The 20,668-nt window shown below is 62.8% G+C and carries 18 protein-coding genes; 8 read left to right on the forward strand and 10 right to left on the reverse strand.

From position 1 onward, the window contains the following. The first annotated feature begins 50 nt into the window (after positions 1–50). A complete protein-coding gene (locus ACWHXT_RS17585; RefSeq protein ID WP_447956778.1) occupies positions 51–1,598 on the forward strand; it encodes an MFS transporter in 1,548 nt (515 codons plus the stop codon). 27 nt (positions 1,599–1,625) lie between these two features. After that, positions 1,626–2,687: an HlyD family secretion protein gene (locus tag ACWHXT_RS17590; RefSeq protein ID WP_447956779.1), complete on the forward strand. Its 1,062-nt coding sequence runs from the start codon at positions 1,626–1,628 to the stop codon at positions 2,685–2,687. Positions 2,688–2,727: 40 nt separating this feature from the next. Here ACWHXT_RS17590 and ACWHXT_RS17595 read toward each other — a convergent pair whose 3' ends face one another. Both ACWHXT_RS17595 and ACWHXT_RS17600 read right to left on the reverse strand, forming a co-directional pair. After that, positions 2,728–3,474: a glutathione S-transferase family protein gene (locus ACWHXT_RS17595; protein WP_447956780.1), complete on the reverse strand. Its 747-nt coding sequence runs from the start codon at positions 3,472–3,474 to the stop codon at positions 2,728–2,730. A 93-nt stretch (positions 3,475–3,567) separates the two neighbouring features. Continuing rightward, positions 3,568–4,446: a YicC/YloC family endoribonuclease gene (locus ACWHXT_RS17600; protein ID WP_447956781.1), complete on the reverse strand. Its 879-nt coding sequence runs from the start codon at positions 4,444–4,446 to the stop codon at positions 3,568–3,570. Between the two features lie 124 nt (positions 4,447–4,570). On the opposite strand from ACWHXT_RS17600, the gene rph reads away from it, so the two are divergent. Beyond that, the gene (gene rph / locus ACWHXT_RS17605) at positions 4,571–5,308 is read left to right on the forward strand and encodes a ribonuclease PH (protein ID WP_447894725.1); all 738 of its coding nucleotides are present in this window, start codon (positions 4,571–4,573) and stop codon (positions 5,306–5,308) included. Positions 5,309–5,410: 102 nt separating this feature from the next. Here rph and ACWHXT_RS17610 read toward each other — a convergent pair whose 3' ends face one another. Then, complete coding sequence (locus ACWHXT_RS17610) at positions 5,411–6,178, reverse strand: exodeoxyribonuclease III (RefSeq protein WP_447530427.1); 768 nt, start codon at positions 6,176–6,178, stop codon at positions 5,411–5,413. Positions 6,179–6,314: 136 nt separating this feature from the next. On the opposite strand from ACWHXT_RS17610, the gene pyrE reads away from it, so the two are divergent. Beyond that, positions 6,315–6,992, forward strand: coding sequence for an orotate phosphoribosyltransferase (pyrE, locus tag ACWHXT_RS17615; RefSeq protein WP_447927490.1), 678 nt, complete (start codon positions 6,315–6,317; stop codon positions 6,990–6,992). On the opposite strand, the gene ACWHXT_RS17620 is transcribed toward pyrE, so the two are convergent. After that, the gene (locus ACWHXT_RS17620; RefSeq protein WP_447530429.1) at positions 6,987–7,451 is read right to left on the reverse strand and encodes a tRNA (cytidine(34)-2'-O)-methyltransferase; all 465 of its coding nucleotides are present in this window, start codon (positions 7,449–7,451) and stop codon (positions 6,987–6,989) included. The genes pyrE and ACWHXT_RS17620 overlap by 6 nt on opposite strands. A 229-nt stretch (positions 7,452–7,680) precedes the next feature. Here ACWHXT_RS17620 and rep point away from each other — a divergent pair, with 229 nt between their 5' ends. Further along, positions 7,681–9,747 (forward strand): DNA helicase Rep, encoded by a 2,067-nt coding sequence (gene rep, locus ACWHXT_RS17625; RefSeq protein ID WP_447956782.1) that lies wholly within the window; start codon positions 7,681–7,683, stop codon positions 9,745–9,747. 57 nt (positions 9,748–9,804) lie between these two features. Here the strand turns inward: rep and ACWHXT_RS17630 are convergent, their stop codons facing one another. Continuing rightward, positions 9,805–10,401: a c-type cytochrome gene (locus ACWHXT_RS17630; RefSeq protein WP_447956783.1), complete on the reverse strand. Its 597-nt coding sequence runs from the start codon at positions 10,399–10,401 to the stop codon at positions 9,805–9,807. 384 nt (positions 10,402–10,785) lie between these two features. Beyond that, a complete protein-coding gene (locus tag ACWHXT_RS17635) occupies positions 10,786–11,712 on the reverse strand; it encodes a GNAT family N-acetyltransferase (protein WP_447956784.1) in 927 nt (308 codons plus the stop codon). Positions 11,713–11,783: 71 nt separating this feature from the next. Here ACWHXT_RS17635 and ACWHXT_RS17640 point away from each other — a divergent pair, with 71 nt between their 5' ends. From ACWHXT_RS17640 to ACWHXT_RS17650, 3 genes are all read left to right on the forward strand, one after another. After that, positions 11,784–12,461 carry a response regulator transcription factor gene (locus tag ACWHXT_RS17640; RefSeq protein ID WP_447530433.1) on the forward strand — a complete coding sequence of 226 codons (678 nt, stop codon included), beginning with the start codon at positions 11,784–11,786 and terminating at the stop codon, positions 12,459–12,461. Beyond that, the gene (locus ACWHXT_RS17645) at positions 12,458–13,852 is read left to right on the forward strand and encodes an ATP-binding protein (RefSeq protein WP_447956785.1); all 1,395 of its coding nucleotides are present in this window, start codon (positions 12,458–12,460) and stop codon (positions 13,850–13,852) included. Before ACWHXT_RS17640 ends, ACWHXT_RS17645 begins: the two co-directional genes overlap by 4 nt. 130 nt (positions 13,853–13,982) lie before the next feature. After that, complete coding sequence (locus ACWHXT_RS17650) at positions 13,983–14,597, forward strand: CBS domain-containing protein (protein WP_447530435.1); 615 nt, start codon at positions 13,983–13,985, stop codon at positions 14,595–14,597. A gap of 116 nt (positions 14,598–14,713) precedes the next feature. On the opposite strand, the gene nhaD is transcribed toward ACWHXT_RS17650, so the two are convergent. The 4 genes from nhaD to ACWHXT_RS17670 form a co-directional block, all read right to left on the reverse strand. Next, positions 14,714–16,180, reverse strand: coding sequence for a sodium:proton antiporter NhaD (gene nhaD / locus ACWHXT_RS17655; RefSeq protein ID WP_447927495.1), 1,467 nt, complete (start codon positions 16,178–16,180; stop codon positions 14,714–14,716). 149 nt (positions 16,181–16,329) lie between these two features. Continuing rightward, complete coding sequence (gene glmS / locus ACWHXT_RS17660) at positions 16,330–18,156, reverse strand: glutamine--fructose-6-phosphate transaminase (isomerizing) (protein ID WP_447956786.1); 1,827 nt, start codon at positions 18,154–18,156, stop codon at positions 16,330–16,332. A 30-nt stretch (positions 18,157–18,186) separates the two neighbouring features. Next, positions 18,187–19,554 carry a bifunctional UDP-N-acetylglucosamine diphosphorylase/glucosamine-1-phosphate N-acetyltransferase GlmU gene (gene glmU / locus ACWHXT_RS17665; RefSeq protein ID WP_447956787.1) on the reverse strand — a complete coding sequence of 456 codons (1,368 nt, stop codon included), beginning with the start codon at positions 19,552–19,554 and terminating at the stop codon, positions 18,187–18,189. 1 nt (position 19,555) lies between these two features. After that, positions 19,556–20,668, reverse strand: coding sequence for an FAD:protein FMN transferase (locus ACWHXT_RS17670; RefSeq protein WP_447956788.1), 1,113 nt, complete (start codon positions 20,666–20,668; stop codon positions 19,556–19,558).

Consider the following 20,668-nt stretch of genomic DNA (forward strand, 5'->3'; position numbering starts at 1 on the left):
CCGCCCTTGGGCTGGCTTGGCCGCCCGTTTTTCATCGCAATGAGTGTTTCATGTCCCTACGCCTGGTTCTTGGCCTGGTCGGTATGCTGCTGGCCTGTATCGGTGCCGACATCAACGAAGAAGCGACGTCGCTGGCCCTGGCGGACATTCGCGGCGCCTACGGTTTCAGTGTCGACCAAGGCAGTTGGTTCACCACGCTGTACGCCACCGGCGTCGCCATGGGCATGTTGGTTGCGCCCTGGCTGGCGGTGACCTATTCGATGCGCCGCTTCGCGGTGGCGGCGGTACTCGCCCTCGGGGCGGTCGGGCTTTGCTGTACGTTCATCGAATCGCGGGCGGTGCTGCTGGGCTTGCGCTGGTTGCAGGGACTCACCAACGGCTTTCTGATTCCGCTGTTGATGGCGGTGGCGCTGCGCTTTTTGACGCCATCGACCAAGCTCTTCGGGCTGGCCGCCTACGGCCTGACGGCCACCTTCGCCCCTAACATTGCCAACCCTATCGTGGCGTGGGCCCACCATGACCTGGGTACCCACTTCGTGTTCTGGGCGGTGGTGCCGCTTTGCGTGCTGGCGGCGGCGCTGCTGCTTTACGGATTGCCCCAGGACCCGCGCCCGCCCAACCGCTGGCGTCAGTTCGACTGGCTGGGCTGGCTGCTGGGCTGGAGCGCCTGCGCAAGCCTGGTGGTGCTGTTCACCCAGGGCGAGCGGTGGGACTGGTTCAACTCACCCCAGGCGGGCTGGCTGGCGCTGGCCTGCACGACGCTGTTGCCGCTGTTCATCCTGCGCTGCTGCGTCGCGCCGGTACCGCTGATTCAGCCGGGGCTGGTCAAACGGGTCAACTTCGGCTTCGGCATCGCCATGCTGATCGGCGTGATCGCCCTGGGGGCTTCGGCTGCTTCGCTGCCGGAGGAGTTTCTGGCCGAGATACACGGCTACCGCCCGCTGCAGATCCTGCCCGTCATGCTGGCGCTGGCGCTGCCGTCGCTGGTGATGCTGCCGCTGACCGCGTTCGTATTAAACTTCGAGCGCGTGGATAGCCGCTGGATGGTGGCGCTGGGGCTGGTGCTGATGGCGCTGGCCAGTTGGATGAACAGTGGCGCGACCCTGGCCTGGACCCGGGAGCAGTTCTACCTCTCGCAGGTGATTTTCTCCATGGGCCAGTCGATCGTAGTGGTGAGCCTTTTGACGACCTCCACGGCGGTGATCGACCCCTGGGAGGGGCCGTTCGCCTCGGCCACGATCAACACCTCGCGGGCGCTGGCCGGGCCGGTGGCCAGCGGCCTCATCGGCCATGCGCTAGTCACCACCCATGCTCACCACCTGCAGACCCTGCTGGACCGCCTGGGCGGGCAGCGCTTCAGCCTGGCCAACGCGCTGCCGCTGGGGGGCCACGAGGGCGAAGCGCTGGCCTGGTCGGCTAACGCCAAAGGCGGCGAGCACTTTCACGCACTGTACGAGCAGCTCGAGATGCAGGCCCAGGTGCTCGCCTACGCCGATATCTGGCGCGTCATGGCGCTGGCCGCCCTGCTGCTACTGCCACTGTGTCTACTGCCCAAGCGCACCTTTGCGCCGCGTTTCAACCGGCCCAAGCCGCTCTAACCCTAAAATCCCTAGCCTGAGAATGCCATGAGTACCCCAACCGATGACGCCCGCCCACGAGCGCGAACACCCCTGATACTGAGCGCGACCATCCTGCTGCTCGCGGCCAGCGCCGCCGGTTGGCTTGCGTATCAACAGTGGCACAGCGACACCGTCTGGACCAACGATGCGCGCCTGGACGCCGACTACGTGGTGATCGCCCCGCAGGTGAGCGGCGATCTGGTGGCCGTTCACGTCGAGGATCACGAGCGGGTCAGCCGCGGCGATGCGTTGATGGAGATCGACCCGCGCGACTACCAGGCAGCGCTGGAGGAAGCCCAGGGCCAGGTAGCCGCGGCCCGGGCGGAGCTTGCGCGGATCGAGGCGCAGCGGGCCCAGCAACCCGCCCGGGTTCGTCAGGCCCAAGCGCAGCTCGCCCAGGATGGGGCCAACGCCGACTACGCCCACGCCACGGCGGAGCGCTTTCGCCACCTGCGCCATAACGGCAACGTCTCGGACCAGAACGCCCAGCAGGCCGATGCCAACGCCCGGGCGCTTCAAGCCAAGCGCCAGGCCGACCAGGCCGATCTGGAGAGCGTGCGCCAGCAGGCCGAGGTGCTCCAGGCGCAGCGTGACAGCGCCGCCGCCGCGCTGGACCAGGCCCTGGCACAGCAGGAGAAAGCCCGGCTGGCGCTGTCGCGTACCCATATAAAAGCGCCCGTGGATGGGGTGACCGCCGAACAGTCGGCCCGCGAAGGGGCCTGGGTGGATACCGGCAGCGCGCAGCTCGCCATCGTGCCGGTCGAGGCGATCTATATCACCGCTCACTACCGCGAGGTCGATATTACCCGGATCGCCCCCGGCCAGCCGGTGGATATCGACGTGGACGCTTTCCCCGAGCTTACCCTGCACGGCCACGTTCAGAGCCTGGCGCCGGCCACCGGGGCGACCTTCTCGCCGGTCTCATCCAACGAAACCTCGGGCAACTTCACCAAGATCGTCCAGCGCCTGCCGGTGCGCATCGCCCTGGACCCGGACCAGCCGGGGCTAGACAAACTGCGGGTCGGCCTCTCAGTCGAGACGACGATTCAAACCGGCGCGCCCGGCTAACGGACCGGGCGGCTTTGAGCGCCCGCATGGTCAGCAAAAACTACCCGAACGCTTCCAGCGCCAGATACGCTCCGCTTTGCTCGCGGATCTCGCGCCCCTGGGCGTCCACCACGTCGCAAACGGCCTTGAAGTGCGCGCGCTTGGCCATGCCGGTAAGCCAAGTGTCGACGCTGGGATAACCGCCGAACGAGTAGCCCGTCGCCTTGATCTGATAGAGCTCGCAGCTAATGGCCAGGTCGGCCAGGGTGGGGTGCTCGCCGCCCAGCAGCGTGGCCGAGTGGCCGGCCTTCGCGTGTCGCGCAAGCTGCGCCTCCAGCACGCCAAGGCCCGACGCCAGGCCATCCTGTAGCGGTTTCAGCTGGGTGGCCTGAATCTCGCGTTTGAGCATGGGCAGCGTCAGGTGCAGGTTCATGATGGAGTGGAACATATCGAAGCGACGCACGCCGGCGTGCATCCAGGCAAGCCACTGGTCGATCCGAGCGGAGGCAAGCGCATCTTCATCCCCCGGATACCAGCGCTTGGCGCACTGTCGATCGCTTGCCGTGCGACAAAGGTACTTCATGATCGCCTGGCTTTCGCCGAGGGAAAACGTGTCACCTGCCGATGAGGTCGCCTGCAGGGCGGGGACGGTTTCGAAGGGGTTGATCTCGGCAAACCACGGCGCATGGGTTTCACCACCCGCGAAGTCGATCTCGTGGAAGTCGTACTCGAGGCCCAGCTCCCGGGCAAGAATTTCAACAGCCCGCGAAGGCTGGGAGAGGCGATGGGCGTAGAGGGTCATGGGCATGGGCAAGGCTCGTGTCTGCTAAACGGTATAGAGACAGCGTAGTGCACGGGGCGGCCATTGCGAAAACCCGACGCTTTGGGTCAAAAGCCTTGATCACTCAATATTCTGAATCTGCTCCCGCATCTGCTCGATCAATACCTTCAGCTCCACCGCGCAGCGGGTGGTGTCGGCGACCACGGATTTCGACGAGAGCGTATTGGCTTCGCGGTTGAGCTCCTGCATCAGAAAATCCAGCCGGCGGCCCTGGGGGCCGGGCTCAACCAGCTGGCGGCGTACCTCATCCACGTGGGCTTCCAGGCGGTCGAGCTCTTCGTCCACGTCGGCCTTTTGGGCGACCATGACAAGCTCCGCCTCCAGGCGCTGGGGGTCGAGCTCGGTGCGGGCGATTTCCAGGCGTTCGAGCAGCAATGCGCGCTGGCGCTCTAGAATCTGCGGGAGAAAACCGCGCACCAGGCGCACCTGCTCGCTGACCGCATCGAGGCGGCTTTCGATCATCGCGCTGAGCTTTTCGCCTTCGCGGGCGCGGGCGTCGATCAGCTCGTCCAGGGCCTGCTCAAAAAGGGCGTGGGCGGCGGTCTTGATGGCCTCCTGGTCGAGGTGCTGGGTCTCCATTACGCCGGGGTGGTTCAAAAGCGCCAGCGTCGTCGGCGCTGCGGCGCCCGGTACCTGGGCCTGAATGGTCGCGAGCACGTCGGCGATCTCTTTTAGCCGCGCCTGGTTGACCGTGGGCGCTTGAACGTCGTCGGCGCTTTCAAAGCGCAGGTTGCACTCTATCTTGCCCCGCGCCAGGCGCTGCCTGAGCGTTTCGCGAAGCGTGGGCTCGAGCTCGCGTAGCGCCTCCGGCAAGCGAAAATGCGGGTCCAGGTAGCGCTGGTTCACGGAGCGAATTTCGATCTGCAGCGTGCCGAAAGCGCTTGCCTGCTCGGTCCGGGCAAAAGCGGTCATACTGTGTACGCAGCGAGTGTTACCCATTGATCAGATCCTTTGAAAGCGCATTTTCTTCAGTCTACCCGATAGGGGCGGGTTTAACCGTCAGGACGTGTACAATAGACGGCTTTTCCGAGTGATGCGCTTTTGAGCGCGATTGAGAGGTGCTATGCGTCCCGATGTTGTTCGCCCCAGTGGCCGCGAGGCCGACCAGCTGCGCGATATCCGCCTGACCCGCGACTACACCCGCCACGCCGAAGGCTCGGTGCTGGTCGAGTTTGGCGATACCAAAGTGCTGTGTAACGCAAGCGTCGAGGCGGGCGTGCCGCGCTGGCTGCGTGGCAAGCACCAGGGCTGGGTGACCGCCGAGTACGGCATGCTGCCCCGGGCGACCCACTCGCGCAGCGGCCGCGAAGCCAGCCGGGGCAAACAGGGCGGCCGGACGCTGGAAATCCAGCGCCTGATCGGACGCAGCCTGCGCGCGGCGGTGAATCTGAAGAAGCTTGGCGAGTTCACGATCACCGTGGATTGCGACGTGATCCAGGCCGATGGCGGTACGCGCACCGCGGCGATCACCGGCGGCTGCGTGGCGCTGCTGGACGCGATTCGCTACCTACAGCGCGAGAAAAAGATCAAGGGCGACCCCTTCAAGCAGTTGGTCAGCGCCATCTCGGTAGGTATCTACAAAGGCGTGCCGGTGCTCGATCTCGACTACCCGGAAGACAGCAAGGCGGACACCGACCTGAACGTGGTGATGACCGACACCAACGAGCTGATCGAGGTGCAGGGCACCGCCGAGGCCGAATCGTTCAGCCGCGCCGAACTCAACGCCATGCTGGATTTGGCCGAGAAGGCCGGAGAGGAGCTGCGCGAACATCAACGCGAGGCGCTGGGCATTCGCGGCTAAACCATTACGCCGCTATCGAGACGCAAAAGGCCAGCGCTAAGCTGGCCTTTTTGACGGCTACTTGAAAGTGACTACCGGCGCGACGCGGGAAGCCGCTCGGCCTTAAAGGGCCAGGTCGTACTCGACGATCAGCGGGGCGTACTCGGAGAAGGTCGCGTCATAGTCGATCCAGGCGTCGACCACGTGGCGGCGAAAGTTCGGGCCGACCAGCTGGTAGTCGATGCGCCAACCTTCCTGGCGGTCGCGAGGAACCTGCTGGTCGAGTTTCGGCCACCAGGTATACTCACCGGCGTCGCGATTGATCTCGCGGAAGGTGTCGATGAAGCCGGTCGGGCCGAGCACCTGGTCCATCCAAGCGCGCTCTTCCGGGCGAAAGCCCGACGTGAGCTGGTTGTCGGACCAGTTGGCCAGATCCACGGTTTTATGGGCGACGTGCCAGGTACCGCAGATGATGTATTCGCGGCGTTTGCGCGACATCTTCGTCAGGTACTCCTGGTACTGCTCCATGAAGGCCTGTTTGGCTTTTTGATCGGAGCCGTCGGGCATCAGGAAGGTAGCGATGCTGAAACGGTCGTAGTCCGCCTGCAAAAAGCGCCCTTCGTGGTCGCACTGGGGAAAGCCCAGCCCGTACATGATGGCTTTGGGAATCTTGCGGCAATATAAACCGACCCCGGCGAAGCCATCTTCTTCGGCGTCCAAAAAGTAGCCTTCGAAACCTTCCGGATAGAGGATATGGTCGCCCAGCTCAAAGCTCTTGGCTTTGAGGTTCTGCACGCAGACCACGTCGACATCCTGCTGAGCCAGCCAGTCCAGGAAGCCACGGTCGACGGCATCACGTATACCATTGACATTAATGCTGGCAATTTTCATAAATCGTCCCTTTTGCGTCGCTGCTGTATGATACCCGACGTTTAGACGTTTGGGTAAATAGGCAAGCTTAATCAGACTATTTACCTGATCATTAACGGTTACGTTCACTCACATTTTTGCTTAAGAGACCATCGCCGTGACTGCGACTTTAAAACCCTATCAGCGCGACTTCATTGCCTTCGCTATTGAGCAGGGCGTGCTTAAATTCGGCGAGTTCACGCTTAAGTCCGGGCGCGTCAGCCCCTATTTCTTCAACGCAGGTTTGTTCCAAACCGGCCGCGCCTTGGCCAAGCTGGGCCGCTTCTACGCCCAGGCCATCATGGACAGCGACCTCGAGGCCGACGTGCTTTTCGGCCCGGCCTACAAGGGCATTCCACTGGCCGCCGTCACCGCCGCCGCTTTGGCCGACCACCATGACCAGGACATGCCTTACGCGTTCAATCGCAAGGAAGCCAAGGCCCACGGCGAAGGCGGCAACATCGTCGGCGCGCCGCTTGCCGGCAATATTTTGATCATCGACGACGTGATCACGGCGGGCACCGCCATTCGCGAGGTCATGGCGCTGATCGAGGCCGAAAACGCCCACGCCGCCGGGGTGATCATAGCGCTGGACCGCCAGGAGCGCGGCCAGGGCGAGAAAAGCGCCCTGCAGGAAGTGAGCGACCAGTACGCCATGCCCGTGGTAAGTATCGTCACTCTCGAGCAAGTACTTGAATATCTCGAAGAGCACGAAGGCGGCGAGATGCTCGCCTACGCCGAGGCGGTGCGTGCCTACCGCGACCGCTACGGCGTGGTGGCTTCCCAGGCGCTATAGCGCGCCTTTGTAGCCCTGCTGCCGCCAGGCCTCGAAACTCACCACCGCCACGGCGTTGGACAAATTCAGGCTGCGGTTATTGGGCTGCATGGGGATGCGCAGCTTCTGCTCCTCTGCCAGTGCTGCGTGCACCTCGGCCGATAAACCACCGGTTTCCGAGCCGAACAGCAGCACGTCCCCGGGGGCAAACGCCGCCTCGCTGTGCGCCCTTCCCCCCTTGGTCGTAATGGCCCACATGGTGCGCCCGGCCATGGCCTTTGCAAACGCCGCAAAGTCGGCGTGGCGCGTCACGTTGGCCAGATCCCGATAGTCGAGCCCGGCGCGGCGCAGCTTTTTCTCTTCAAGATCAAAGCCCAATGGCTCGATCAGATGAAGCCGGCAGCCGTTATTGGCGACCAGGCGCATGATGTTGCCCGTATTGGGTGCCATGCGCGGTTCGAACAGCGCTACTTCAAACATGACGAGTACCCTTTGGCCTGCGCAATGCCGCTCCGGTGGCACGCCCCCGCCGGGTGACGATTTCGCCCAACGGTGGCGCGGTATTATACAAACTCTTATAGAACTTTGGTCTAATGTTAGAAAAGATTTTTTTGACTCCATTCGACGTATTTATTCACCGGTTTCGCCTTCGACCTGCCGCCCTGTATGATACGGCCAAAGCGTCCCGCTTTCCTGCCAGGTAGTGTCCATGTCCTCTATTTTAAGACGCATCAAAGGCCTTAATCCGCGCCAGCAAGAGGCTGTTCGATATATCGATGGCCCCTGCCTGGTCCTTGCCGGGGCGGGGTCGGGCAAAACCAGCGTGATCACCACCAAGATCGCTTATCTGGTGCAGGAGTGCGGGATGAGCGCTCGGCGGATCGCGGCGGTCACCTTCACCAACAAGGCCGCCCGGGAGATGAAAGAGCGCGTGGGCCAGATGCTCAAGGGCAAGGAAGGCCACGGCCTGACCGTGTCGACCTTTCACACCCTGGGGCTCAACATCATTCGCGGCGAGCTCAAGACCCTGGGCTACAAACCCGGCTTTTCGCTTTTCGACCCGGAAGACGCCAAGGCGCTTTTGCGCGATTTGATGAACAAGGACGCCCAGGTCGACGCCGAGCAGATCAACTCGGTGCAGGGCAAGATTTCCACCTGGAAGAACGACCTGGTACTGCCCGGTCAGGCGCTCTCCCACGCCGAAGACGAAGACGAGCAGTTCGCCGCGCGCGTCTACGAAGCCTACAACCGCCACCTGAAAGCCTACAACGCGGTGGATTTCGACGATCTGATTCTGCTGCCGGTGGTGCTGTTACAAAACGATGCCGAAGCGCTGGCCCGCTGGCGGCGCAAGATCCACTACATGCTGGTGGACGAGTACCAGGACACCAACGTGTCTCAGTACCTGCTGGTGAAGCTGTTGATGGCCGAGCGTGCCACCTTCACGGTGGTCGGCGACGACGACCAGTCGATTTACGCCTGGCGCGGGGCGCGGCCGGAAAACCTGGTCACCCTGGGCGAGGACTTTCCCCGCTTGAACGTCATCAAGCTCGAGCAAAATTACCGCTCCACCGGGACCATTCTGCGCGCGGCGAACACGCTGATTGCCAACAACCCCCACGTTTACGATAAGACCCTTTGGTCGGACATGGGCGACGGCGCGCCGATCCGCGTGGTGGTCAATCGCCACGAAGAGGCCGAAGCCGAGCGCGTGGCCAGCGAAATGCTCACCCGGCGCATCAAGGAGCGTGCCGAGTGGCGCGACTTCGCGGTGCTCTACCGGGGCAACTTCCAGGCCAGGCTTTTGGAGTTGAAGCTTCAGCACTACCAGATTCCCTACAAGCTCTCCGGCGGCACGTCGTTTTTCTCGCGTAACGAGATCAAGGACGCCATGGCGTACCTGCGCCTTTTGATCAACCCATCTGACGACAACGCCTTTTTGCGCATCGTCAACGTGCCGCGCCGGGAGATCGGCCCGGGCACGCTTGAAAAGCTCGCCAACTACGCCAACGACCAGACCACCGGGCGCAATATCTCGCTTTTTAACGCCTGCCGAGAGCTGGGCCTCGAGCAGGTGCTGCCGACCAAAGCGGTGGAGCGGCTCGCGCGCTTTACCCACTTTATAGAAGGCGTGCGCAAACGCATGGACCAGGGCGATGCCATCGCTGCCATTCGCGATATGTTGCGCGACATGGACTACGAAGCCTGGCTTTATCAAAACGCCAGCGCCCCGACCATCGCCGAGCGGCGCATGGCTAACGTGTGGATTCTGATCGACCAGCTCGAAAAATCGCTCAATCGCGACCCGGAAGAGGACGACGACTCCACCGCCACAGAGACCGACGGCGTCGAAGCCGCCATTTCGCGGCTGGTGCTGCGCGATATTCTCGAGCAGCAGGCCGAGGAGGACGACTCGGATCGCGTGCAGCTTTTGACCATGCACGCCTCCAAAGGCCTCGAGTTCCCTCATGTCTACCTGATGGGGTTGGAAGAGGACTTGCTGCCTCACCGCAACGCCATCGAGGTCGGCACGGTGGAAGAGGAGCGCCGTTTGGCTTACGTGGGCATCACCCGCGCGCGGCGCACGCTGACGATGACGCTCGCTCGCCAGCGCAAGGCTTATGGTGAGCTGATGGACTGCCAGCCCAGCCGCTTTTTGGACGAGCTGCCCGCGGAGGATCTCGACTGGGAAGGCCGTGCCGATAAAGAGGACCCGGTTAAAAAGCAGGCGCGTGGCAAGGATGCCATCGCCGGGCTGCGCTCGCTGCTCGACTAGCGGCCCGGGTTATCCACAGCGCCTTCGTTCGATGCGGCTGTGGATAAACGAAGTGAGCTAGCGAGAGCGCTCGACCATGAAGTCGACCATTGCCTTGAGCTCGTCGTCGGAAGCGGTACTCGCGCCGCGGGGCGGCATCACCCCTTTACCGGCAATCACGCTTTGATAGAGCACGTCGGGGTCTTTATCCAGGCGCTCGCCCCAGGCGTTGGAATCGCCAAGCGCCGGGGCACCGGCAATGCCGGTGGCGTGGCAGGAGGCGCACCGGGCGCGGGCGTAAAGCGCTTCACCATCGAGTTGGCGGTGGGAAGCGCCCTCTTCGTCGTCAGCGGGGTCGGGGGCTGAGGGCTCGGTTGGCGCTTCGCCTCGTTGCTGCGGCGCCGGCTCCTCCATCACGGGCTCGACCAGATAGAAGGTCGCTGCGCGCATTTCGTCGTCGGAAAGATTGGGGTTGCCTCCGCGCGGCGGCATCGCGCCGACCCCGTCGATTGCGTGGCGCAGCAGTACCTCGAAGCCCTGGGGCAGGCGGGCCTCCCAGGCCTCGCTATCACCGCGAATCGGCGCACTGGCCACCCCGGTTTGGTGGCACGCCATACAAAGCCGGTCGTAGACCGCCTCGCCTTGCGCTCTCAACGCGTCGTTATCAGCCCACACAAAACTTGAGACAACGCTTAATAAAGCCCCTGCCACGCGCTTGAAATTCACTCCGGACCCCCTATAAAACGCGGCCGTTAACGTCAAACGCTGGCATCGCGCCTCTTGGTGCGTAGAAGGCGTGATACCAGCGCGTGTAGCGATCCAATCGTAAAGCATCGGCAGAGCGGCGTCTGCCTGGGGCCGCGGGATCAGAAAATGAGGTTAAAGACACCGGTCAGCGTCAAAAGCCCGACAAGAAAAATGAATACGATGATGCCCAGGATAATTTTCATTGCGATTCCTCCATGAGTAGACAGGTATTCCTTAATGGAACGCGCTCAGTATAGAGTAAAAACTCGCACCATGACGACCTTGTCAGACCCGCTCTTCAGCCCCCTTGCCTCAGCTGGTTCGACCCTCGGGCTCTTCCCGGCGCCATGCGTAGAGCTGCTGGGTGCTATCGCCGCTGAAACCGGCCCGTGTGTAGGCCTGCCAGGCGGGCGTATTGTGCGCATCGACCGTTAGCGTGAGCGTGTGGGCGCCGCCTTTGTAGGCCAGCGCCTGCGCCTGCTCGACAAGCGCCTGGCCCAGCCCCTTGCCGCGCCAGGCCGGAACGATCCCCATCAGTTGCAGCGCCCAGCTTGACGACGTTTGCGGGGCCAGCAGCAAAACGCCGACGGTCTCGCCCTTATAGATGACTTGGTACCAATGGCGCGGCGCCGCCGGTGCCTGGGCGTAAAATCCGGCTAACAGGGTCTCCATGGACAGTGCCTCGAGCAGCGCCGGGCAGTCCAGCGACGCTTCGCTGATGGCGCGCAACAGCGCGAGCTGACGCGCCCGGCTCAGCCCGCCAAAGGGCGCCATGAGAAGAGGCGACGATGCGGTGTACGTCGCCGCGCAGGGCGCCCGCAAATGCGCCACCCTGGCGATGCGCTCCATCCCGCTCGCCGCCAGCATCGCCGCCCAGTCGCTCTGCCCACTGCTTAGCATGACGTGGCAAAGATCGAAGCCCTGGCGGCTTACCCACTGATGGACACCGGCGAGTAACGCCTCGGCGGCGCTATTTTGCCGGGCGGGTAGCCAAACCTGGGCGGTGGCGTCGGCCAGCGGCTCTACCCAAAGGGTGGCCTCGATGCGCTCTGCGCGCGTGATGATCCAAAAGCCGTCCCAGTTGAGCGGCAGCCCTGCCTGGGCGCGCTCCAAAGAGGTTTTCAGAGCCGCCTGCTGTGCCGGGTCGTAAAACGCGGCCAGGTGGCTTAGCGCCTCCAACCGTCGATGGGCAGGACAAGGGCCAAGGTAGGAGTGGTCGAAAGCCTCGTGACATGGCATGTTAGATTTTCCGGCGCGTTGCGATAGCCCCTGAACGAGCCCGCTGTGAATGAAAGGAGTCATCCGCCCCTATGCGTATACTGCTGGTCGAAGACGATCCCAGCCTGGCCTCCGGCATTCGCCTGGCCCTGAAGCCCGAGCACTATACCGTGGACCATCTTAGCGAAGGTACCGCGGCGTTGAACGCCTTGAAAAACGAAGTTTTCGACGCCGTCATTCTGGATTTGGGGCTCCCCCGGCTGGACGGCATGGCGGTGCTGGAAGGTGCCCGCCGCCAGGGCGTCCAGGTACCGGTGCTGGTGCTGACCGCCCGCGACGACGTGGACAGCCGCATTGCCGGGCTCGACGCTGGCGCCGACGACTACCTCACCAAACCCTTTGAAGTCGAAGAGCTAAAAGCGCGGCTGCGCGCGCTGCTGCGGCGAAGTCAGGGCCAGGTGAGCTCGCAGCTGACCTGCCGGGGCATCGTACTCGACCCGGACACGCTCTGCGTGACCTACCAGGGCCAGGAGATTGCGCTCTCGCGTCGCGAGCTGACCCTGTTACAGGAGTTCATGAGCCACCCCGGCCGCGTATTTACCCGGGATACGCTCGCTCAACTGCTTTACGGCTGGGAGGAGGACGTCGAGAGCAACGCCATCGAAGTACACGTGCATCACCTGCGCCGCAAACTGTTCAGCGATGCGGTACGCACGGTGCGCGGCATTGGCTACGTAATGGATAAAGCGGCCTCGGGGTCGGCCTCATGAAGTCGCTTCGCCAGCGCACGCTGGGGCTTACGCTACTGGTGTTCGGGCTCAGCATGCTGGTCATCGGGTTCATCAGCTACCGCTACGCCGCCCAGGAGATCGAAGAGCTTTACGACGCCAGCCTGTCGCAAAACGCGCGCCTGTTGGAAGGCCTGCTGCGCGCGCCGCTGCCCGAGGCCGACCGGGCGGTGCTATTGGGCAGCCTGGAAGACGCGCTGCGCACGGCCAACGAGGCCCCCAAGCACACGGCGGGCCACCGCTACGAAAGCCAGCTCGTCTTTCAACTGTGGGAGGCGGACGCACTGCTGCTGCGCTCGGCCAACGCCCCACAGGCTTCGCTGAATCAGCAGCCCTCCGGCTATTCGTCGCTAGAGCTTGGCGATGCCGAGTGGCGAATTTACGTGCTGGACGTGCCCAACACCGCCCGCCAGGTAGTGGTCGGCGAGCGCGAAGACATGCGCGACGAGCTGATTACCACTGTGGCGCTGCGCACCTTGTTGCCGGACCTTTTGGGCCTGCCGCTATTAACGGTGCTTTTATGGTGGTCGATCGGCTGGGGGTTGGCGCCGCTTTCGCGCATGGCCGAGCAGATCAGAAACCGTGACCCCAATAATTTGAAGCCGCTGCCGCGCGAGCCGCTGCCGTTTGAACTCGATACCATCGCCGGCGCCCTCAACCGGCTGCTCGAACGGGTCAGCCGCCTGCGCGTGCGCGAGAAGCGCTTTATCGCCGACGCCGCTCACGAGCTTCGCACCCCGCTTGCCGTGCTCGACCTTCACGCCCAGAACGCCCTGGCCGCCGATAACGCCCACGACCGCGAAGCGTCGCTGACGCGGCTGCGCGACGGCGTGGCCCGCTCTACCCGCCTGGTCAGCCAACTGCTCACATTGGCGCGGCTAGACCCGGACACCGACGCACACCCGGCCTCGAGGCAGGTCGACGTGGCTATCGAAGCACGCGAAACCCTGGCAAAGCTCTCCCCGCTGGCGGCGAAAGGCGGCCAGCAGCTGCTGCTCGACGCCGACGACCAGGCCCCGTGGCAAATGAACGAGGAGCCCGGCGCGATCGAGACGCTGATCCAAAACCTGGTGGGTAACGCGCTTCAACACGCCCCACAGCAGAGCACCATTACCGTAACCCTCAGCGCCACCGTCGATACGGTCACGATCACCGTCGACGACCAGGGCCCGGGGATCGTGGAAAGCGAGCGGCTGCGCGCGATGGAGCGCTTTCAGCGCGCAGGCCCGGGTGCCGGTGCGGGCCTGGGGCTTTCGATCGTCGAGCGTTTGGTCAAACGCCACGCCGGGCAATTAAGCCTGGAAGATGCCCCCCAGGGCGGGCTTCGCGTGCGCGCCGTGCTGGCCAAAGGCGGCAACGCCGAACCACCATAGCCGTTGGTTATCATGTTGATTAAACAATAATTGGACACCCTTAAGGTTGTGGTAAGGATTCCGTGTAAATCTGAATGCATAAAGCAGGCGTAACCGCCTGCGCACCCTGACAGATCACGGAGGTACTGCCATGAATTTAATGGTTCGCAAGCCCAAGCCGCTCGTTCAGTTTGGCCAAACACCGCTTTTGACCACCCCCGCGGCCAAGGAGCTTACCCAGCAAAGCCCGGCGCTTTCGCTGCTGACCGATTTCACCCAGGTAGCGCCGCAGTCCATCGCCGCGGACACCCCGATCAACGAAGCGCACCTGAAAATGCGCCACAGCGGCGTAAGACTGCTGTTCGTGATCGATCGCAACGAGCACTGCGTGGGTGTTTTGACCGCCAAGGAAGTCATCGGCACCCGCCGGGTGAACCTGGCCATGCAGCAGCGCCAGCTCGACCGCGAAGAGATCACCGCCGAAATGATCATGACGCCTTGGGAAAAACTCAGCGCCATGCCCATGGAGCACCTCACGTCCATGAGCATCCAGGATTTGATCCTCTCGATGGAGAGCTTCACCGAGCAGCATCTTTTGATCACCGAACACAACGCCGAGCACGCCTTGAGCGTTCGCGGCCTGATTTCAGTGACCGATATTCAAAACGCCATCGGTCAGGGCAATGGCAAGATCGACAATACCGTGGTGCCCATGGCCAGCAGCTTCGCCGACATTTGCCAGGTCATCACCGGCCACGATTTATAAAACGCGCCGCACCCCATCACGAAAAAACCGCCCTCTTTTAGAGGGCGGTTTTTGTTTGGCTGGCCAACACTTTCATACCAACTGGTGAGGCAAGGGCACCCTGCGGTGCCCCTGGCTTAAAACAGCGACGCGTTGATCCAAAGATGCGCGCCGATGCTGGCCGCGTAGCCCAGCAAAATGGCCGGCACCCAGCGCAGGTGTACCGCGAAAGTGTAAATGCCGCGCGCCTGGCCCATCAAGGCCACGCCCGCCGCCGAGCCCATGGAGAGCAGGCTTCCGCCCACGCCGGCGGTCAGGGTGATCAACAGCCAGTTGCCCTCGGTCATGTCCGGCGCCATCGAAAGCACCGCGAACATCACCGGAATGTTATCGACCACCGCCGAAATGAGCCCCAGCACCACGTTGGCCCAGATCGGGTTCCAGCTACCGTAGAGGGTCTCGGAGAGCAGGCTCAAATACCCCATGAAGCCCAAACCGCCGACACACAGCACGACCCCGTAGAAGAACAGCAATGTGTCCCACTCCGAGCGGGCGATCCGGCTGAAAATATCGAACGGTACGACGCTACCCAACTGCTCGAGCTTTTTCCAATCGCCGCGGCGGGAGTAGCGCTCGCGCTTGCGCTCCAGCGAGCGGGGCAGGCTCTGGCGCAGGTAGTAGCCAAAAAACTGCAAAAGCCCCAGGCCAAACATCATGCCCATGGCCGGCGGCAGGTTGAGCACCGAGTGACAAAGCACCGAGATCGCAACGGTGACCAAAAACAGCGCGATGATGCGCCGCGAGCCGCGCTTGAGCCAGACGTTCTCGGTCAAGGCGGCGGGCTGGCGGTTGATAATGAAGAAATTCATGATAGTGGCGGGCACGACGAAGTTGATGATCGCCGGTATCAGCAGTACGAAGAAACCCTCGAAAGGAATTTGTCCGCCCTGCCAAACCATCAATGTGGTGATATCGCCGAAGGGGCTGAAGGCGCCGCCGGCGTTGGAGGCCACCACCACGTTCACACAGCAAAGCCCGATGAACTTGTTATCGCCTTCGGCGACCTTGAGCACCACCGCGCACATGAGCATGGCGGTGGTCATGTTGTTGGCGATGGACGAGATGAAGAAGGCGAGAAAGCCGGTGATCCAGAAAAGACTGCGGTAGCTAAAGCCCTTGCGCACAAGCCAGGCGCGCAGCGCATCGAAAATGCGCCGCTCCTCCATGGCGTTGATGTAGGTCATCGCCACCAGCAAGAAGAGCAAAAGCTCGGTGTACTCCAAAAGCGTTTCGCGAAACGCCGTTTCGGCCTCCTCGGGCATCCCCGCCTGCACGTAAATCCAGGCAACGATTGCCCAGATGAGCCCGGCGGCCACCAGCACGGGTTTGGACTTGCGCATATGGATGATCTCTTCACTCATCACCAGCGCATAGGCGAGAATGAAGATGATCACACAGCTGATACCAGCGACGGTGGTGGTCAGATCGAGCGGGCCAGCAGCGGCAAAGGAGAGCGAAGGAAAAGCGAGGAGGAGAAGCGTGATCAACAACCAAGCACCCCGGCGGTTGGAGCACCGGGTTGCAAGGACGTTCGATGAAGTCATGGCGGCGGGATCCTGAGCGTTTTAAGTAGGAATGGAGAGACACCGCCAAATGATAAGCACACTAACTAAGTGTTGCAACGCAGCGGTTGCGCATAAGATGCGCCAATTCACTGCGCCTTGCAAAGTCGATTAACGAAGGTTTATGAGCCCTACTCGACGGTTACACTCTTGGCCAGGTTGCGGGGCTGGTCGACGTCGGTCCCCTTGAGAACCGCCACGTGGTAGCTCAAAAGCTGCAGCGGAAGCGTGTAGAGCAGCGGCGCCAGCGCTTCGTGCACGTGAGGTAGCGTCAGTACCTCGATGCCTTCCTGGGCGACGATGCCCACGTTCTCGTCAGCAAACACGAAAAGCTGCCCGCCCCGGGCGCGTACTTCCTGCAGGTTGGACTTGAGCTTCTCCAGCAGGTCATCGTTGGGCGCGATTGATATCACCGGCATTTCGCTGTCCACCAGCGCCAGCGGCCCGTGTTTGAGCTCGCCGGCGGGGTAGGCTTCGGCGTGAATGTAGGAGATTTCCTTGAGCTTGAGCGCGCCTTCCAGCGCGACCGGATAGTGGGCGCCACGCCCCAGAAAGAGCGCGTGGTGCTTTTCGGCAAACGCCTGGGAGAGCGCCTCGATCTGGCTGTCCATCGCCAGCACCTTTTGGCAAAGCGCGGGCAGTTCGCGCAACACCTCAACGATCTCACCGTAATCCCCCCGCCCGTTGGCTTTCGCCACGCTCAGGGTCAAAAGCATCAGCGCGACCAGTTGGGTGGTGAACGCTTTGGTCGAGGCCACGCCGATCTCCGGGCCGGCCCGGGTCATCAGCGCCATGTCGGATTCGCGCACCAGCGAGCTTCCCGGCACGTTACATATCGCAAGCGTACCCAGATACCCCAGGGTTTTGGCAAAGCGCAGCGCCGCCAGGGTATCCGCGGTTTCCCCGGACTGGGAGAGCGTCACGAACAGCGTCCCTTCGGGTACCACCGGATAGCGGTAGCGATACTCCGAGGCCACTTCCACCTGCACGGGTACACCGGCGTAGCGCTCGAGCCAGTAGCGCGCCACAAGCCCCGCGTGAAAGCTGGTGCCGCAGGCGATGATGTGGATCTGGCGGGCCTTTTCGAAAAGCGCGTAGGCATCGGGGCCGAAGCTTTCAATTAGGACACCGTCATCACTTAATCGGCCTTCAAGGGCCTCGCCCATCAACGCGGGCTGCTCGAAAATCTCCTTGAGCATATAGTGGCGATACTCGCCCTTGCTCGCCGAACCATCGCCGTGCTCGAAGGTGTGGATAGGCCGCTCGACGGTCTGGCCGTCGCGGTCGACCACGGTGATCGCGCCCTTGTCGCGCAGCACGACCAGATCGCCCTCTTCCAGATAAATAAACCGATCGGTCACCGGTAAAAGCGCCATCGGGTCCGAGGCGAGAAATGCCTCGTCGATGCCTACCCCCACCACCAGCGGGCTGCCCTGGCGGGCGCCGACCACCACACCGGGCTCGCTTTTGCTCATCACACCCAGCGCGTAGGCGCCGCCCAGATTTTTGACGATATACCGGGTCGCTTCGAACAAATCCGATCCGCTGGCCAGCTTCTCGCTGAGTAAGTGAGCGATCACTTCGGTGTCGGTTTGTGAGCTGAACGCGTAACCGTCATTTTCGAGGCGCGCCTTGATGGGCTCGAAATTTTCGATGATGCCGTTATGCACCACGGCCACCTGATCCTGGCTGTGGTGCGGGTGCGCATTCGCCTCGGTGGGCTTGCCGTGGGTGGCCCAGCGGGTGTGAGCAATGCCCGAGGTGCCGGGAAGCGCTTCAAGCCCGAGTTTTTCGGCAAGGGCGCCGACCTTGCCCACCGCCCGATGGCGCCTTAGGGCCCCCTCGCTAAGCACCGTCATGCCGGAGGAGTCGTAGCCGCGGTACTCCAGGCGTTTGAGTCCCTCCAGCAGGATCTCCTGTACGTTACGCTGTGCAACCGCTGCGACGATGCCACACATGGGTCTCTCCTTGGCTTTTGGGCGATGGGTTCAAGAGGTTTTTTTGGTCGGGCGCGACCAAGGCGCTTTTTGTGTCTGCGGGCTACGGGTGAGCGCAAGCGCCTGGTCGCTGACGTTCTGGGTGATCGTCGAGCCTGCGCCGACCGTTGCCCCGGCGCCCACGGTGACCGGGGCAACCAGGGCGCTGTTGGAGCCAATAAACGCCTCGTCGCCGATCACGGTGTGGTGCTTGTTGGCGCCATCGTAGTTGCAGGTAATCGTGCCGGCGCCTACGTTCACCGCCCGCCCCAGGGTGGCGTCGCCCACGTAGCTTAGGTGGTTGATCTTGCTACCCTCGCCCACCTCGGCGTTCTTGGTTTCGACGAAATTGCCGACCTTGGCGTCGAGCGCCAGCCGGGTACCCGGGCGAAGCCTGGCAAAGGGGCCCACCCGGTTGCGCCCCGCACTCCAGGTATCTTCGATGACGCTGTGGCTTTCGATCACGCTTTCCGCGCCGATGACGCTGTTTTTAATCACACTGTAGGGCCCGACGCGTACGCCGTTTTCCAGGCGCACGTCGCCTTCGAACACACAGCCCACGTCGATAAAGACGTCTTCGCCGCAGGTGAGCGTGCCGCGCACATCGAGCCTTGCCGGGTCGGCCAGGGCAACGCCCTGGGCCATCAGCGCCTCGGCCAAATCGAGCTGGTAGGTGCGTTCGAGCCGCGCCATCTGCGCGCGGTTGTTGACCCCTTCGACCTCGGCGGCGCTTTGCGGCTGGGCGGTGCACACCGTCGTGCCCTCCGCGCTTGCCAGGCCAATCACGTCGGTCAGGTAGTACTCACCCTGGGCGTTCTGGTCGGAAAGCTTCGGCAGCCAGCGTTCGAGCTGCTCGGTGGTCATCGCCATGATGCCGGTGTTGCACTCGGTAATGGCAAGCTCGGCGGGGCGGGCGTCCTTTTGTTCGACGATGGCCACCGCCTCGCCCTCGGCGTTACGCACGATGCGCCCGTAGCCGCTGGGATCAGGCAGCGTCACGGTCAAAAGCCCCATGTGCGTCTCGTCCACCTGCTCGAGCAGTGCGGTGAGCGTCTCGGCCTGAATCAGCGGCACGTCGCCGTAAAGTATCAGTACCTTGCCGCTGCCACAGGCGGGCGTAGCCTGCATCACCGCGTGGCCGGTGCCTTTTTGCTCGGTTTGTTCGGCAAACGTGACCGCCTGACCGGCCAGCGCTTGGCGAAGCTGCTCGCCGCCGTGGCCAATCACTACGTGGGTGCGGGTAGGCGCGAGCGTGGCAGCGGTATCGAGCACGTGTTGCACCAACGCCTTGCCGGCAAGCGTATGCAGCACCTTGGGGGTTTGCGAGCGCATCCGCGAACCTTTACCGGCGGCGAGGATGACGATGTCGAGTTCTTGCATGTTAGTCCCTGATTGAAGCGGGTGAGGTCTCGGCGTTCCAGGCATCGATACCCAGCTCGGCCATCAACGCTTCACCGAAATAGTCGACGAAAGCGGGGCTTGCCAGGCTCTGCCACTGCTCTTCGCCGATATTGACGAGCATCAGCACGCTCAAGTCATTGTCGACGGCCATCTGCATGCCACCCTCTTCCCCCGCCACCGAAAGCGCGGTAGCCCAGGCATCCGCCCAGGCGTTGGAGGGGTGAAACACCGATACCGAGGCCAAACGATGGGTAATCGGGCGGCCGGTGCGCGGGTCGAGGGTGTGCGCGTAACGCTGGCCGTCGGCTTCGAAATAGTGGCGGTAGTCGCCGGAGGTCGCCACCGACAGCGTCTCCAGTGGAATGACGTGCTGGGCCCGGGGCTGGCCGTTTTGAGGTACTTCGATACCGATGCGCCAGGGCTCTTGGTCGGCCTCACTGCGATGACCGCGGGAGATCAAGTCGCCGCCCAGGTTCACCAGGTAATCCTCGATGCCCTGCTGGTCCAGATACGCCGCCACGCGATCCGTCGCGTGGCCCTTGGCAACGCCGGAAAGGTCGATGAAAACGTCGCGATTGCGCCTGGCCTGCATGCGCTGGGTGTCGACCTCGACGGCGTCGAAGCCGATGCGCGCCAGGCGATCCTCGAGTTCCTGCTCGGAAGGAACCTCTTCCGGGCGAGCCTCGGGCCCAAAACTCCACAGATTGACCAGCTCGCCGATGGTGATATCGAAAGCGCCGTTACTCGCCTGGGCCACCGACTGGCTAATCGCCATTACTTCGATCAATTCGTTGGAAAGCGGTTGCCACTCGCCCAGCGGGGCGTTGTTGAACGCGATCAGTTCCGAGTCGTCGCGGTAGGTGGACATCGCCTGGTCGACGTCTTCGAGCTCGGCAAGAACACCTTCTTCCAGCGTTTGAGCTTCGCCCTGGGTGAGCGAATCGGCAATGGTCACCTGATAAAACGTGCCAAAAATGCCGCCTTCGAAGCGTACGGGGGAATCAAGCGGGCGGTCTTGCTCGGAGCAGCCCAAAAGCAGCAGCGCCATCAGTAAAAACGCGGCGTGGTGCAACCTCGGCGAATAGTTTTTCAT

It is taken from the genome of Vreelandella halophytica (genome assembly GCF_968193635.1).

What these genes read in the sequence shown, in the direction of transcription:
- ACWHXT_RS17585 (WP_447956778.1), top strand. Translation starts at nt 51, where the DNA reads ATGTCCCTACGCCTGGTTCTTGGCCTGGTCGGTATGCTGCTGGCCTGT.
- ACWHXT_RS17590 (WP_447956779.1), top strand. Translation starts at nt 1,626, where the DNA reads ATGAGTACCCCAACCGATGACGCCCGCCCACGAGCGCGAACACCCCTG.
- ACWHXT_RS17595 (WP_447956780.1), bottom strand. Translation starts at nt 3,474, where the DNA reads ATGCCCATGACCCTCTACGCCCATCGCCTCTCCCAGCCTTCGCGGGCT.
- ACWHXT_RS17600 (WP_447956781.1), bottom strand. Translation starts at nt 4,446, where the DNA reads ATGGGTAACACTCGCTGCGTACACAGTATGACCGCTTTTGCCCGGACC.
- rph (WP_447894725.1), top strand. Translation starts at nt 4,571, where the DNA reads ATGCGTCCCGATGTTGTTCGCCCCAGTGGCCGCGAGGCCGACCAGCTG.
- ACWHXT_RS17610 (WP_447530427.1), bottom strand. Translation starts at nt 6,178, where the DNA reads ATGAAAATTGCCAGCATTAATGTCAATGGTATACGTGATGCCGTCGAC.
- ACWHXT_RS17620 (WP_447530429.1), bottom strand. Translation starts at nt 7,451, where the DNA reads ATGTTTGAAGTAGCGCTGTTCGAACCGCGCATGGCACCCAATACGGGC.
- rep (WP_447956782.1), top strand. Translation starts at nt 7,681, where the DNA reads ATGTCCTCTATTTTAAGACGCATCAAAGGCCTTAATCCGCGCCAGCAA.
- ACWHXT_RS17635 (WP_447956784.1), bottom strand. Translation starts at nt 11,712, where the DNA reads ATGCCATGTCACGAGGCTTTCGACCACTCCTACCTTGGCCCTTGTCCT.
- ACWHXT_RS17640 (WP_447530433.1), top strand. Translation starts at nt 11,784, where the DNA reads ATGCGTATACTGCTGGTCGAAGACGATCCCAGCCTGGCCTCCGGCATT.
- ACWHXT_RS17645 (WP_447956785.1), top strand. Translation starts at nt 12,458, where the DNA reads ATGAAGTCGCTTCGCCAGCGCACGCTGGGGCTTACGCTACTGGTGTTC.
- ACWHXT_RS17650 (WP_447530435.1), top strand. Translation starts at nt 13,983, where the DNA reads ATGAATTTAATGGTTCGCAAGCCCAAGCCGCTCGTTCAGTTTGGCCAA.
- nhaD (WP_447927495.1), bottom strand. Translation starts at nt 16,180, where the DNA reads ATGACTTCATCGAACGTCCTTGCAACCCGGTGCTCCAACCGCCGGGGT.
- glmS (WP_447956786.1), bottom strand. Translation starts at nt 18,156, where the DNA reads ATGTGTGGCATCGTCGCAGCGGTTGCACAGCGTAACGTACAGGAGATC.
- glmU (WP_447956787.1), bottom strand. Translation starts at nt 19,554, where the DNA reads ATGCAAGAACTCGACATCGTCATCCTCGCCGCCGGTAAAGGTTCGCGG.
- ACWHXT_RS17670 (WP_447956788.1), bottom strand. Translation starts at nt 20,668, where the DNA reads ATGAAAAACTATTCGCCGAGGTTGCACCACGCCGCGTTTTTACTGATG.